A 13,287-nucleotide genomic window follows, 5' to 3' on the forward strand; every position below is an offset into this window, starting at 1 on the left:
GTATCTTTATGTGTTGCAAATTTATACAAAATATCCATTAATATAAAGAATGAATTCAAACGAAATTGAAATACACAAGGAATTAAAGAAGTATTTCGGCTTTAGCCAATTTAAGGGCTTGCAGGAGCAAGTCATTACGAGTATCTTAGGTAAAAAGAATACTTTTGTAATTATGCCAACTGGCGGTGGAAAGTCTCTTTGTTATCAATTACCCGCTTTAATTCAAGACGGAACAGCAATCGTTGTTTCTCCCTTAATTGCTTTGATGAAAAATCAGGTTGATGCCATCAGAAGCCTTTCTTCGGAAAACGGAATTGCGCATGTGCTAAATTCCTCCCTTACCAAAACAGAAATTGCGCAAGTAAAAAAAGACATTAGTTCTGGTTTGACCAAACTTTTGTATGTGGCACCGGAATCTTTAACTAAAGAAGAATATGTGGCCTTTTTACAAAGTGTACCAATTTCTTTTGTCGCTATTGATGAAGCACATTGTATTTCAGAATGGGGCCATGATTTTAGGCCTGAATATCGGAATCTAAAAAACATAATCAAACAATTAGGACAAGTACCTATTATTGGACTTACCGCAACTGCAACCCCAAAAGTTCAGGAAGATATTCTGAAAAACCTTGATATGTCTGATGCGAATACTTTTAAGGCATCATTCAACAGACCGAACTTGTACTACGAAGTTCGCACAAAAACTAAAAATATTGAATCGGATATCATTCGATTTATCAAACAACATAAAGGCAAATCTGGAATTATTTACTGCTTAAGCCGTAAAAAAGTAGAATCGATTGCCGAAGTTTTACAAGTTAATGGAATCAGTGCCGTTCCTTATCATGCAGGTTTAGATGCCAAAACACGCGCCAAACATCAGGATATGTTTCTGATGGAAGACGTAGATGTGGTTGTGGCAACAATTGCCTTCGGAATGGGAATCGACAAACCAGACGTTCGTTTTGTAATTCATCATGATATTCCAAAATCATTAGAAAGCTATTATCAGGAAACTGGTCGTGCCGGACGTGATGGAGGAGAAGGACATTGTTTGGCTTATTACTCTTATAAAGATGTAGAAAAGCTCGAGAAATTTATGTCCGGAAAACCCGTTGCAGAGCAGGAAATTGGTTTTGCTCTTTTGCAGGAAGTTGTGGCTTACGCCGAAACCTCAATGTCGCGCAGAAAGTTCTTATTACATTATTTTGGTGAAGAATTTGACAGCGAATCGGGAGAAGGTGCAGATATGGACGATAATGTTCGCAATCCTAAAACGAGAATTGAAGCACAGGAGCAAGTCGTTAAATTATTAGAAATTGTTCGTGATACTAAACACATCTATAAATCCAAAGAAATTGTCTTTACATTAATAGGTCGTGTAAACGCCGTAATTAAAGCACATAAAACAGATACGCAATCTTTTTTTGGATCAGGTTCAGATCATGATGAAAAATATTGGATGGCATTATTGCGACAAGTTTTAGTTGCAGGATATTTGTCTAAAGATATTGAAACCTATGGCGTGGTGAAAATCACAAAAGAAGGTTTGAACTACATTAAAAAACCAGTTTCATTTATGATGTCTGAAGATCATGAATACAATGAAACTGAAGATGAAGCAATCGTAACCGCAGCAAAATCATCAGGAACTGCTGATGAAGTTTTGATGGGAATGTTACGAGAGTTACGTAAAAAAGTAGCCAAAAAATTAGGAGTGCCTCCGTTTGTTGTTTTTCAGGATCCTTCTCTTGAAGATATGGCTTTGAAATATCCAATGACTCTGGCCGAATTGTATAACATTCACGGTGTTGGAGAAGGAAAAGCTAAAAAATATGGTGGAGAGTTCGTTACCCTGATTAGCCGTTATGTTGAAGATAATGATATCATTCGCCCGGATGACTTGGTAGTGAAATCTACCGGAGTAAATTCGGCGAATAAATTATACATCATTCAAAATATAGATAGAAAATTATCCTTGAATGATATTGCTTCTGCAAAAGGATTATCAATGGACTCTTTGATCAAAGAAATGGAACAAATTGTTTATTCCGGTACCAAACTAAATATTAAATATTGGGTTGATGATATGCTTGACGACGATCAGCAAGAAGAAATTCACGATTATTTCATGGAATCAGAATCAGATAAAATCGAAGATGCTCTCAAAGAATTCGATGGAGATTATGATATCGATGAATTACGCTTAATGCGAATTAAGTTTATTAGTGAAGTAGCGAACTAAAAAAGTTTACAGTCTCGGTTTACGGTATTCAGTATTCAGTCTCAGTTTGCAGTTTCTCACTGAGACTGAAAAGTGCGACTGCGACTGATTACTGTTCGCTATAAACTTCCCCTCGATGCGGTTTCAAAGCGTCACGAACCTGAATCATGTTTTCATCGGTTACAACCATAAAAGCGATTGCCTGCATTTCATTTACGATTTTAAAACCTGTAATATTCAACGGAAGTTTTTCTATCGTAATATATTCTTTCAAATGAATTTCATGATGCTCCGCTGTTTTTGCGGATGCAGGACCACGAAAATCCCAAATTAATTTTATTTTTCTAGACATTTTTTTTAAGGTTAATCCCGAAACTTCGGCACAGAGTGGCAAAGGTACAAAGTTTAAGTCAAAAAGATTAGGAATAGATTAAGATCTGAAAATTGTATATACAGTATATACTATATATATTTGTGTAAAATTTTATTGTTATGAGAAAACTTATAGATATTGATGAAGCCACTTTAACAAAATTGAAAGTAATTTCAATATTTGAAAAAACAAGTGTCAAGGGATTGATTGAAAATGCCGTACAAGCATATGTGAAAAATAAGCAATCAAGTCAATTTAATAATTTGTCTGATGAGGAAAAAGAAGATTTAGGTTTGCTGATGTTAATGCAGGAAGCTGATCGGTCAGAACGGGTTTCAAGAGAAGAAATCATGAAAATCCTGAAATCTTGAAAGTCATATTTGGAAAATTATTTTCTAAAGATTTAATAAAGATAAAAGATTCCACTCTAAAAGATAATGTTATTCAGGTAATTATTGCTCTTGAAAATGTTGAAGATATTCAAGAAATTCCAAATATAAAAAAAATGAAAGGCCATCCCGAAGCTTACAGAATCAGAATCGGAAAATATAGATTGGGATTTTTTTTTGATGGAGAAGTCGTAGAACTTACTAGATTTGCAAAACGGGAAGACATTTATAAGTTATTTCCATAAAATTTCAGAATACATAAAAAATGCCAAAAGAACTTCTATTACAAGTTTCTCCTGATATAGCTGCAAACGAATTGTTGCTAAAAGACTATTTGTCTAAACAAATAAAGGTTTCTCCAAAGGAAATTCAACATGTTTCGATTTTGAAACGATCTATTGATGCGCGTCAAAAAGCGATAAAAATCAATTTGAAAGTCATTATTTATTTACAGGGCGAACCTTTTCAGGAAACTAAAATTGAGCTACCTATATATAAGGACGTTTCTTCGGCACAGGAAGTGATTGTTGTTGGAGCAGGTCCGGCAGGACTTTTTGCGGCTTTGCAATTAATTGAATTAGGATTAAAGCCAATTGTAATCGAACGTGGAAAAGATGTTCGGGGACGCAGACGTGACTTAAAAGCAATCAATGTAGATCATTTGGTTAACGAAGATTCTAATTATTGTTTTGGCGAAGGTGGAGCAGGAACTTATTCGGATGGGAAATTATATACGCGTTCTAAAAAACGTGGAGATGTAACCAGAATTTTAGAGCTTTTAGTAGCTTTCGGTGCTTCTGAAGATATTTTGGTAGAAGCACATCCGCACATTGGGACTAATAAATTGCCAAAAATCATAGAAGATATCCGAAATAAAATCATCGAATTTGGTGGTCAGGTTTTATTTGACACGCGAGTAACAGATATCTTAGTAAAAAATAACGAAGTTGAAGGAATTGTAACCCAAAATGGAGATAAAATTCTTTCTAATAAATTAATCTTAGCAACGGGACATTCGGCACGGGATATTTTTGAATTATTAGATAAAAAGAAAATTTTTATCGAAGCAAAACCTTTTGCCTTAGGAGTTCGTGCGGAACATTCGCAAGAATTAATTGATAGTATTCAGTACAGCTGTGATTATCGCGGTGAACATTTGCCTCCGGCGCCATATTCTATAGTAAAACAAGTGAATGGGCGCGGAATGTATTCGTTCTGTATGTGTCCGGGTGGTGTAATTGCACCTTGCGCTACAAGTCCGGGTGAAGTGGTTACAAACGGTTGGTCACCATCTAAACGCGATCAGGTTACGGCAAACTCCGGAATTGTAATTGAATTGAAATTGGAAGATTTTAAGCCTTTTGAAAAATTTGGTGCTTTGGCAGGAATGGAATTTCAAAAAAGCATTGAGCAAAAAGCATGGCATTTGGCTGGGGAAACTCAAAAGGTTCCGGCACAAAGAATGATTGATTTTACTCAAAATAAAGTCTCGGCAGATATTCCGAAAACATCTTATGTTCCTGGAACTACCTCAGTAGAAATGGGACAGGTTTTTCCTGGGTTTTTGACACAGATTTTACGTGAAGGTTTTAAGGAATTTGGAAAATCTATGCGTGGTTATTTAACCAATGAAGCAATTTTGCATGCTCCGGAAAGCAGAACTTCATCTCCGGTTCGTATTCCGAGAGATCCTACAACTTATGAGCATTTACAAATAAAAGGATTATATCCGTGTGGCGAAGGAGCAGGTTATGCAGGCGGAATTATATCAGCAGCAATTGATGGTGAAAAATGCGCTTTAATGATTGCTGAAACTTTAAAATAGCATATTTTGGTAAAAGACTTCTTTTCTAATTTCTTTGGTAGAAATAACGATCCAAAAACAATAGTTTCTTTTGATGTTATATATTCTATTTACTCTTATTTGTATAATGAAGTAAATAGTTTTGATTTTAAAATGAAAGGAATTCATGATACAGTTTCTGTGAATTTCTATTCGTTTCCAACTTCGTTTGATCATGAAGAGGGAAGAAATGAAATTGAGAAAAGCGGTTTTAAAAATGCTTATGAAGTTTTAAATGAAGTATATAAAAAGATAAATATTGATCCAATTTCTGAAGAAAATATTAAGGCAGAATTAGAATACGATTATATCCATATTCAGTTTTATACAGAACCGCCAACTTCAGAAATGAAAAAGCATTTAAAACATGTTTTACATAATTTCGTCATTTTCTTTTGTTGTACAAATAGCTTAGAAACAAACGATTTCAGGATTTTATACAACAACAGTTATTTTCTGGATTATACAAGAGGATTGTTAGATACTGAATATATTGATGTTAACGAACCGAAGAATGATATTCAGAAAATAGGTTTTAAAGAATTTGAAAGAGTGTTGCAGGGAATATGTCAATATGCAGAAATAGAATTGCCGGAAAGCATTGAGCTTCTTTCGCAAGAAAATTTAATTCCTGAAGAAATTGAAGTGACTCAGGAAACTTTTGAAGAATTCATTAAGTTGATTTCAAGAGGGAATGTTGAAGATAAGTTGCTTAAAAAACAATCAAAAAAACTTTTGAAGAATTTTAAAAAAGAATCAAAAGAATATCACGCAATTGTAGAAGGTTATTTTGATGCCTTTGAAAGTGTGGATTGTTGGAATAGCGACTGGAAATTTGATCCTGAAGATGCCGAATATTTCATCTCAGAAATGATTGGCGAAGATCTTAATTTCGAATATCCGGAAGAAACCTATAGTCATGATTTGTTTCCTTATATACAGTCGGCTTTAGAAAAACATGATCTTGAGTTAATGACGTATGATACGCACGGAGACAATTATTTGTTTTTTGTGGCAAATAAAAGTGATGTTGGAAGAATTTTAGAATTATCAGAGTTAACTAAGATAGAAGTGAATCAGTTGTAAAATTGGATTGATTTTACCGCAAAGACCGCAATCCCGATAGCTATCGGGATTCGCAAGGTTCGCTGGGCTTTGTGTTGAGTTGCTAGAGATCGCAAAGAGATTGTGAAAAAAGAAATACGCAGATAAAACGGATTTTATACGCTCATTTTATGTCATCCCGAGGAACGAGGGATCTCCGCAAGCAGCTCTACAAAGATTAGCGATTTTGATTGAGGAGCTTCTTACGAAGATCCCTCATTCTTCGGGATGACAAGATTGCGGTGAAAACTGAGACTGAAAACTGAAAACTTTTTGTCGGTGACAACGCCCAGATTATTCTTTACGGAATCAAAATTATTTTCCCTGTACTTTTTCGACTTTCGAGATAATCATGCGCTAACTTTCCTTCGGATAATTTGAAAGAAGTTGGTGTCGCAAGTGTAATTTTTCCTTCGATAATCCAATTGAATAATTGATTGGCTCTTTTGATTCGTTCTTCTTTCGAATTTAAATAACTCCATAAATCTCCTCCTGTTAAGGTTTTTGAAGTATCCATTAACATTCTTGGATTTATGGGTTCAGGATCTCCACCCGCCATTCCGAAGAAAACGACCTGACCACATTCTTTCGTAACTTCAAAGCTTTCCATTAATGTACTTCCAATACTGTCGTAAACTACATCAACACCATTCGGAATTGTTTTGAAAATATCCGATTTCCAATCTTCATTGTATAGAAAAACATGATCTGCACCTTGCTCAAGTGCAACCTTTGCTTTGTCTGCTGATGAGGTTAAACCAATTACATTGGCACCTAAAAGTTTACTGATTTGAGTTAGAAATTGTCCAACTCCACCAGCAACTGCGTGAATTAAAACGGTTTCACCTTTCAGGGTTTTATGACTGTCGGTTGCTAAATAATGGGCTGTTAGACCTTGTAATAAAATAGCAGCGGCAGTTTCAAAAGAAATGGCTTCCGGTAAAGGGAGAACATGATTTGTATTTACGACAACCAACTCAGCATTTGCAAAGGGAACATCGGCGAAAGCCACACGGTCACCAATTTTATATTCAGGATGGTTATTTGCATCGACAACAATTCCGGCACCTTCGTAACCTGCAATAAAAGGTGGATTTCCTTTTAAATGATAATTTCCTTTTCGTCTGTAAACATCGGCGAAATTCAATCCAATGGCTTTCATTTCGACTAGAATTTCATCTTGTTTTAAATGTGGATTCGGGATTTCAATATATTCCAGAACATCAGAATTTCCGAAAGTAGAGAAGGTAAGTGCTTTCATTTTTAATGTATTTAAGAATACAAAGTACGGTAAAAATCAGCTTAAGTTTTGAAAGCTTTTCTTAAAACTGCATGCAAAAATAGTTTGCCACGAATTTCACAAATTTACACTAATTAATTCGTGCTAATTCGTGAAATTCGTGGCAAAAAAAATCATTTTAATCCTTAGAATCTGTGGCAAAAAATCATTTATATTTTAGGGAATTTTATTTCATTGAAAGTACTTTTCTGTGCTGCTAATTTTTCTACATCCTGCCATTTTCTTGGAGATTCTGCAGATAGATTTTCATATGAATCTTTTTTGATTGCAATATCATCTTCGATACGAACACCAATATTCCACCATTTTTTATCACATTTACTATTTGCAGGAATGTAAATTCCAGGTTCAACAGTAATAATCATATTCTCTTTTAGTGCACTTGTTGGGCCGCTGTAGTTTCCTTTATCATGAACATCTAAACCCAGAAAATGCGAACAGCTGTGCGGATAATACAATTTTACATCTTTAGGATCTGTGATGATGCCTAATTTTATTAAGCCGTTTGCGAGAACTTCTTTTGCGGTCTTATTTAGATCGATAAGTGGTGTTCCTTCTTTGCAAATTTTAAATACAGCTTCTTGTGCGTCATAAACCAATTGATAAATGGCTTTTTGTTCTTCGGTAAATTTTCCGTTTGCGGGAACTGTTCTGGTAACATCTGCAGAATAGCCGTGATATTCAGATCCAACATCCATTAATAGTAATTGATTGTCGATTTTTGTACTGTTGTTTTCTTCATAATGTAAGATACAGCCATTTGCTCCAGCGCCAACAATTGGCGGATAGCCTTCGTCTTCGGCGCCATATCTTTTGTGAATATAAGCATGAATTCCGTTAGCTTCGTTTTCGCTCATATCCGGACCAACAGCTTTCATGACTTCGTTGTGAGCAATGCAGGAAAGTTTAACGGTTTCGCGCATTAACTCCATTTCTTCCGGGGTTTTAATCTCTCTAAGTGTGCATGTAATTGATCTGAAATATTCTAAAGAAACAGGATCTTCTTTTATGATTTCGGCTTTGGTTTTGAAGGTTTGTAGTAATCCGGAAAGATCAAAACCAGAATTATCATTTCTAAGATCTACGGGTATATTATCATAAATTATCTTGTCGAATTTTTTAAAATCAACCGCAAAATCCTTAAAATCCTTTCCGTTGTAAACGTTAGAAATTCCTAGTTGAGATTTTACGCCATCAACGCCCAAACGTCTTCCTGTCCACATTTCTCTGGCAGCATTTTTTTCTCTTATAAAAAACACTTCATTATAGGCTTGCTCTGTTCCTTGGGTTTCTTTAAAAATCAATAAAACAGCGTCCGGCTCTTTATATCCTGTCAGGTAATATAAATCCGGATTTTGATGAAAGTTGTAATTAATGTCTTTCGAAAAAACTCTCTCCGGATATGCAAAAATTACTGCGACAGAATTGGCTGGCATAAGTTTTCTAAAAGCTTCTCTGCGGCCTTGGTGAAATTCTTTGGAGAGATAATCTGTCGGTAAGTTTTCCTGCGAATGAATTTGTGAAGCCGTAATCAATAAGGCAAGGAATAAGAAAAATTGCTTCATTTTGTAGTTTTTAGTTTTGGTTTTTGACTAGTTTATTGCTGCAAATTACAAAAAAAATAAACTGATACTCTAGAAAATTTTTTGCCACGAATTTCACGAATCTTCACGAATTATAATTGAGCTTTCTGCAGAAAAAAATTAGTGTAAATTAGTGAAATTCGTGGCAAAAAAGCACAAAAAAACCGTTCACGAAAGTGAACGGTAACATAGATTAACCTTGATAATTGTCTGTTATTTCTTTTTTAGTTTGTCTTTAAAAACCTTTTCGAATTTCTCGATTTTAGGCTGAATTACCATTTTGCAATACGGCTGGTTTTTGTTGTTCGCATAATAATTCTGATGGTAATCTTCGGCTTTATAGAAAGCTTTAAAAGGCTCTACTTTAGTTACAATAGGACTATCATAAACTTTTGCTTTATTAAGCTCGGCTATAATGCTTTGGGCAGCTTTTTTTTGTTCTTCATTTTTATAAAAAATTATAGAACGATATTGCGTCCCAACATCTGCGCCTTGTCTGTTTAATGTTGTTGGATCGTGAACGGTAAAGAAAACTTTAAAAATTTCATTAATGTCAGTTACGTTTTTATCATAGGTAATCTGAACGACTTCGGCATGACCAGTTGTTCCCGTGCAAACTTCTTCATAAGATGGGTTGGCAACTTTTCCTCCTGAAAATCCTGAAACAACAGATTTTACTCCGTCCAGATTTTCGTAAACAGCTTCGACGCACCAATAACATCCTCCGCCAAGCGTTATGGTTTCAAGGTTTGAAGCTTTTTTATTTTGCGCAAAACCATTTAAGGATAAAGCGAAAAGGCAAATTAAAATTGTATTTTTCATGTCTTTAATTATTTATTATCAGGAATAAAATCAAGTGCAATCGAATTCATGCAATAGCGTTTTCCTGTAGGTGGAGGTCCATCATCAAATAAATGACCTAAATGTCCGCCACAGCGACCACAAAGTGCTTCGGTTCTCTCCATTCCAAGAGAGTTATCGCTTTTATAAACTACGCTGCTTTTGTTTTCTTGTTCAAAAAAACTTGGCCATCCGCAACTGCTGGCAAACTTAGCACCGGATCTAAAAAGTTTATTGCCACAAGAAGCACAGTAATAAGTTCCTTTTTCGTCCGATTTCCAGTATTTTCCGGTAAAAGGTCGTTCTGTATCAGCTTCGCGCATTACAGCATAGACATCATCTGGAAGTACTTTTTTCCATTCGGCGTTACTCACGTTCAATTTCTTCGTGTCTGTATTCGAGTAATAAGGATTTCCTGGTTTAGAGATTTTGTTTTCCATGACCACTGTTTTTGTATTTTGTTTTTTTTCGCTTTGTCCACACGCCTGAAAAATGAAGAGCGGAATTAAAAAGCAAAGGCTGAAGATTTGAGTTTTTGTTTTCATTGTTTTTGTGTGCTTTAATTCTGTAATTCAAAGATACGACTAGATTTTACCTTGAAATGTCGTGTACTTTACAATTCAGATTTATTTAAGTATGTTTTAACTTTTCATTATTTACGTAAAACAGAAGGTTGTAGTTTTTATGTCTTATTTTTAAAGGTTTTTTTAGAGGAATATTGTTGTAATTATTTGTAAATCAGTTTTGTATAAAATGCAATGCTCGTTAAACTTTTCACAATCTTTTCTAAGATTTTCAAGCCATTTCTTTTTTCGTATTTTTGTTTGTACAAAACGCCCTAATGATAGAAGAAAACGTAATATTAGTTAATCAAAATGATGAGCAAATTGGTTTAATGCCAAAATTAGAAGCACATGAAAAAGCACTTTTGCATCGCGCTTTTTCGGTTTTTATTCTAAATAGTAAAAACGAGATTATGTTACAACAACGTGCTCATCAAAAATACCACTCACCTTTACTCTGGACAAATACTTGCTGTAGTCATCAGCGTGAAGGAGAAACAAATTTAGAAGCAGGAAGTCGACGATTGTTTGAAGAAATGGGTTTTAAAACAGAATTGAAAGAACTTTTCCATTTTATTTATAAAGCTCCTTTTGATAATGGTTTGACGGAACATGAGCTGGATCATGTTATGATTGGATATTATAATGATGACCCAATCATAAATTTTGATGAAGTTGAAGCTTGGAAATGGATGAAGATTGAAGATATAAAAAATGATATTGAAAAACAGCCCGAAATTTATACCGTTTGGTTCAAAATAATTTTTGATGAATTTTATCATTATTTAGAAGACCATAAAATATAAAACCATACTAACCAGGAAACCTAAATGAAAGTAACCATATCAAGAAAAGCACATTTTAATGCTGCACATCGATTGCATAGAAAAGATTGGACGTTTGAGAAAAACAATGCTGTTTTTGGAAAATGTAATAATCCTAATTTCCATGGTCATAATTATGGTTTAACAGTAAGTGTTACAGGAAAAATTGACCCAGAAACTGGTTTTGTTTTAGATGTGAAAGTATTGGCGGATATTATACACGAAGAAGTAGAAATACCGTTTGATCACAAAAATCTGAATCTGGATGTTCCGGAATTTCAAGATTTGAATCCAACTGCTGAGAATATTGCAGTTGTGATATGGAATAAAATTAGAAAAAGAATTCAATCCGATTTTGATTTAGAAATCGTTTTGAATGAAACGGACCGCAATTTTGTAACTTATAAAGGAGAATAATAAATGTCATTAAAAACAGGAGATATAGTTCCGAATTTTACTGCAAAAGATAGTCATGGTGAAGTTTTTGAAAGCCAAAGTGTTTTGGGTAGAAAACCTCTCGTGATTTATTTTTACCCAAAAGACAATACGCCCGGTTGTACTACCGAAGCTTGTAGTTTTAGGGATCAATACGAAGATTTTAAAGACTTAGGTGCTGAGGTTATTGGTATAAGTAGTGATAGTGTTAAATCACATCAAAAATTCGCCAAAAAGCATCAATTGCCTTTTATATTATTATCAGATCAGGACAAAAGAATCCGACACATTTTTGGGGTTCGCGATACCTTGTTTGGTCTTGTACCAGGAAGAGTAACATATGTTATTGATCGAAATGGTGTTGTTATTTTGATTTTTGATAGTATGAATGCTGCAAAACATATTCCGAAAGCACTTGAGACTATTAAAGAATTAGTATTATAAAACTAAAAAATAGTATTATATCGGAGTCTAATTAATAAAGATATTAGCCAAAAAAAACATATTTATGAAGCCAAAATTATATCCATTGCAATTCGAACCTATTCTAAAAGAAAGAATCTGGGGAGGAGAAAAACTAAAAACAGTTCTTAATAAGCCAATTGTTTCTAAAATCACAGGCGAAAGTTGGGAATTATCTACTGTTGAAGGTGATGTAAGTATTATTTCTAATGGTGTTCTGAAAGGAAAATCATTAATGGAACTTATTGACGAAACGCCAAACGAAATTTTGGGAACAGAAGTTTATAAACGTTTTGGAAAACAGTTTCCGTTGCTTTTTAAGTATTTGGATGCTCGCGAAGATCTTTCAATACAAGTACATCCGAATGATAAATTGGCAAAAGAACGCCATAATTCTTTTGGAAAAACCGAAATGTGGTACGTGTTACAAGCTGATACCGATGCCCGAATTATCGTAGGTTTTAAAGAAGATTCCAGTAAGGAGGAATATTTAGAGCATTTACATAATAATACACTTGTTTCGATTCTTGATGATGTAAAGGCAAAAGTTGGTGATGTTTTCTTTTTAGAAACCGGAACTGTTCATGCTATTGGTGCAGGACTTATGGTTGCCGAAATTCAGCAAACATCTGATATTACCTACCGTTTGTACGATTTCGATAGGGTAGATGCACAAGGAAACAAAAGAGAACTTCACGTAGATTTAGCACTTGATGCCATAAACTATAACAAGGTAGATACACAAAAAAAATACGATACAAAAGCAAATATTTCTAATACAGTAGTGGATTGCCCTTATTTTACAACCAATTTTATTCCGTTAAAAGATAAAATAACGGTATCTAAATCCGGAGCAACTTTTACCGTTTATATGTGTATCGAAGGAAGTTTTGAAATTGAATATGATGGTTTTACACATACCTATAAAAAAGGAGATACGGTTTTGGTTCCTGCTGAGATAAATGCATTTATTCTGGATGGAAATGCTTCAATTTTAGAAATTTACATTTCATAGCAGTAAATAAAAAGATTATGTGTACTTTTGCAGTCGCAAATTTAAAATAAAAATAAAATGGCAAACGTTAAGAATTTAAAGAAAGACATCAATTTCGTATTAGGAGATATTATTGAGGCAATTTACTTGTTTGAAATGTCAACAACAGGAAATCCTACTCCGGAAACGAATGCTTTGATCGATCAGGCTATTGCAGCTTTTGATACTTTGATCACAAAAGTGAATGCTAAGAACGTTGAAAACAAAAAAGCACACTTTAAACAAATCAATGTTGAATTGGAAGAAACTGCTAATCAATTGATTGCTAAAATCAACGAATTGTAAGCAAAAAA

The 13,287-nt window shown here is 34.2% G+C and carries 15 protein-coding genes; 10 read left to right on the top strand and 5 right to left on the bottom strand.

The features are described 5' to 3' along the window. The first annotated feature begins 49 nt into the window (after positions 1-49). Positions 50-2,245 (top strand): DNA helicase RecQ, encoded by a 2,196-nt coding sequence (gene recQ, locus EAH81_RS12460; protein ID WP_140507451.1) that lies wholly within the window; start codon positions 50-52, stop codon positions 2,243-2,245. 88 nt (positions 2,246-2,333) lie between these two features. On the opposite strand, the gene EAH81_RS12465 is transcribed toward recQ, so the two are convergent. Beyond that, positions 2,334-2,576 carry a hypothetical protein gene (locus EAH81_RS12465; protein WP_140507453.1) on the bottom strand — a complete coding sequence of 81 codons (243 nt, stop codon included), beginning with the start codon at positions 2,574-2,576 and terminating at the stop codon, positions 2,334-2,336. 140 nt (positions 2,577-2,716) lie between these two features. Between EAH81_RS12465 and EAH81_RS12470 the strand changes: the two genes are divergently transcribed. The 4 genes from EAH81_RS12470 to EAH81_RS12485 are packed head-to-tail and all read left to right on the top strand — an operon-like array spanning position 2,717 to position 5,915. After that, the gene (locus EAH81_RS12470; RefSeq protein WP_140507455.1) at positions 2,717-2,968 is read left to right on the top strand and encodes a hypothetical protein; all 252 of its coding nucleotides are present in this window, start codon (positions 2,717-2,719) and stop codon (positions 2,966-2,968) included. Then, the gene (locus tag EAH81_RS12475; protein WP_140507457.1) at positions 2,965-3,231 is read left to right on the top strand and encodes a type II toxin-antitoxin system RelE family toxin; all 267 of its coding nucleotides are present in this window, start codon (positions 2,965-2,967) and stop codon (positions 3,229-3,231) included. Before EAH81_RS12470 ends, EAH81_RS12475 begins: the two co-directional genes overlap by 4 nt. 20 nt (positions 3,232-3,251) lie before the next feature. Further along, on the top strand, positions 3,252-4,811 hold the full coding sequence (locus EAH81_RS12480; RefSeq protein WP_140507459.1) for an NAD(P)/FAD-dependent oxidoreductase: 1,560 nt from the start codon (positions 3,252-3,254) through the stop codon (positions 4,809-4,811). Between the two features lie 6 nt (positions 4,812-4,817). After that, positions 4,818-5,915 carry a hypothetical protein gene (locus EAH81_RS12485; protein ID WP_140507461.1) on the top strand — a complete coding sequence of 366 codons (1,098 nt, stop codon included), beginning with the start codon at positions 4,818-4,820 and terminating at the stop codon, positions 5,913-5,915. Positions 5,916-6,234: 319 nt separating this feature from the next. Here EAH81_RS12485 and EAH81_RS12490 read toward each other — a convergent pair whose 3' ends face one another. The 4 genes from EAH81_RS12490 to msrB all read right to left on the bottom strand — a co-directional run bounded on the left by EAH81_RS12490 (position 6,235) and on the right by msrB (position 10,201). After that, positions 6,235-7,194, bottom strand: a complete 960-nt coding sequence (locus tag EAH81_RS12490) for a quinone oxidoreductase family protein (RefSeq protein ID WP_140507463.1) — start codon at positions 7,192-7,194, stop codon at positions 6,235-6,237. A gap of 188 nt (positions 7,195-7,382) precedes the next feature. Continuing rightward, positions 7,383-8,798, bottom strand: a complete 1,416-nt coding sequence (locus tag EAH81_RS12495; RefSeq protein WP_140507465.1) for an aminopeptidase P N-terminal domain-containing protein — start codon at positions 8,796-8,798, stop codon at positions 7,383-7,385. A 231-nt stretch (positions 8,799-9,029) separates the two neighbouring features. Further along, positions 9,030-9,638, bottom strand: a complete 609-nt coding sequence (msrA, locus tag EAH81_RS12500; RefSeq protein WP_140507467.1) for a peptide-methionine (S)-S-oxide reductase MsrA — start codon at positions 9,636-9,638, stop codon at positions 9,030-9,032. Between the two features lie 8 nt (positions 9,639-9,646). Further along, positions 9,647-10,201: a peptide-methionine (R)-S-oxide reductase MsrB gene (msrB, locus tag EAH81_RS12505; RefSeq protein ID WP_140507469.1), complete on the bottom strand. Its 555-nt coding sequence runs from the start codon at positions 10,199-10,201 to the stop codon at positions 9,647-9,649. 296 nt (positions 10,202-10,497) lie between these two features. Between msrB and idi the strand changes: the two genes are divergently transcribed. The 5 genes from idi (at position 10,498) to EAH81_RS12530 (ending at position 13,279) form a co-directional block, all read left to right on the top strand. Further along, positions 10,498-11,025 (top strand): isopentenyl-diphosphate Delta-isomerase, encoded by a 528-nt coding sequence (idi, locus tag EAH81_RS12510; protein WP_140507471.1) that lies wholly within the window; start codon positions 10,498-10,500, stop codon positions 11,023-11,025. Between the two features lie 24 nt (positions 11,026-11,049). Further along, complete coding sequence (locus tag EAH81_RS12515; RefSeq protein ID WP_140507473.1) at positions 11,050-11,460, top strand: 6-carboxytetrahydropterin synthase; 411 nt, start codon at positions 11,050-11,052, stop codon at positions 11,458-11,460. 3 nt (positions 11,461-11,463) lie between these two features. Further along, positions 11,464-11,922, top strand: coding sequence for a peroxiredoxin (locus tag EAH81_RS12520; RefSeq protein WP_140507475.1), 459 nt, complete (start codon positions 11,464-11,466; stop codon positions 11,920-11,922). A gap of 64 nt (positions 11,923-11,986) precedes the next feature. After that, a complete protein-coding gene (locus EAH81_RS12525; protein ID WP_140507477.1) occupies positions 11,987-12,955 on the top strand; it encodes a type I phosphomannose isomerase catalytic subunit in 969 nt (322 codons plus the stop codon). A gap of 57 nt (positions 12,956-13,012) precedes the next feature. Next, positions 13,013-13,279, top strand: a complete 267-nt coding sequence (locus tag EAH81_RS12530; protein ID WP_026982865.1) for a hypothetical protein — start codon at positions 13,013-13,015, stop codon at positions 13,277-13,279. Positions 13,280-13,287 lie beyond the last annotated feature (8 nt).

This window comes from Flavobacterium pectinovorum (assembly GCF_006438875.1).
In the GTDB taxonomy this organism is placed as follows: Bacteria; Bacteroidota; Bacteroidia; order Flavobacteriales; family Flavobacteriaceae; genus Flavobacterium; species Flavobacterium pectinovorum_A.

Coding starts and splice junctions, on each gene's coding strand:
- msrB (WP_140507469.1), bottom strand. CDS start 10,201: ATGAAAACAAAAACTCAAATCTTCAGCCTTTGCTTTTTAATTCCGCTC.
- EAH81_RS12530 (WP_026982865.1), top strand. CDS start 13,013: ATGGCAAACGTTAAGAATTTAAAGAAAGACATCAATTTCGTATTAGGA.
- idi (WP_140507471.1), top strand. CDS start 10,498: ATGATAGAAGAAAACGTAATATTAGTTAATCAAAATGATGAGCAAATT.
- EAH81_RS12515 (WP_140507473.1), top strand. CDS start 11,050: ATGAAAGTAACCATATCAAGAAAAGCACATTTTAATGCTGCACATCGA.
- EAH81_RS12520 (WP_140507475.1), top strand. CDS start 11,464: ATGTCATTAAAAACAGGAGATATAGTTCCGAATTTTACTGCAAAAGAT.
- EAH81_RS12480 (WP_140507459.1), top strand. CDS start 3,252: ATGCCAAAAGAACTTCTATTACAAGTTTCTCCTGATATAGCTGCAAAC.
- recQ (WP_140507451.1), top strand. CDS start 50: ATGAATTCAAACGAAATTGAAATACACAAGGAATTAAAGAAGTATTTC.
- msrA (WP_140507467.1), bottom strand. CDS start 9,638: ATGAAAAATACAATTTTAATTTGCCTTTTCGCTTTATCCTTAAATGGT.
- EAH81_RS12525 (WP_140507477.1), top strand. CDS start 11,987: ATGAAGCCAAAATTATATCCATTGCAATTCGAACCTATTCTAAAAGAA.
- EAH81_RS12495 (WP_140507465.1), bottom strand. CDS start 8,798: ATGAAGCAATTTTTCTTATTCCTTGCCTTATTGATTACGGCTTCACAA.
- EAH81_RS12490 (WP_140507463.1), bottom strand. CDS start 7,194: ATGAAAGCACTTACCTTCTCTACTTTCGGAAATTCTGATGTTCTGGAA.
- EAH81_RS12470 (WP_140507455.1), top strand. CDS start 2,717: ATGAGAAAACTTATAGATATTGATGAAGCCACTTTAACAAAATTGAAA.
- EAH81_RS12465 (WP_140507453.1), bottom strand. CDS start 2,576: ATGTCTAGAAAAATAAAATTAATTTGGGATTTTCGTGGTCCTGCATCC.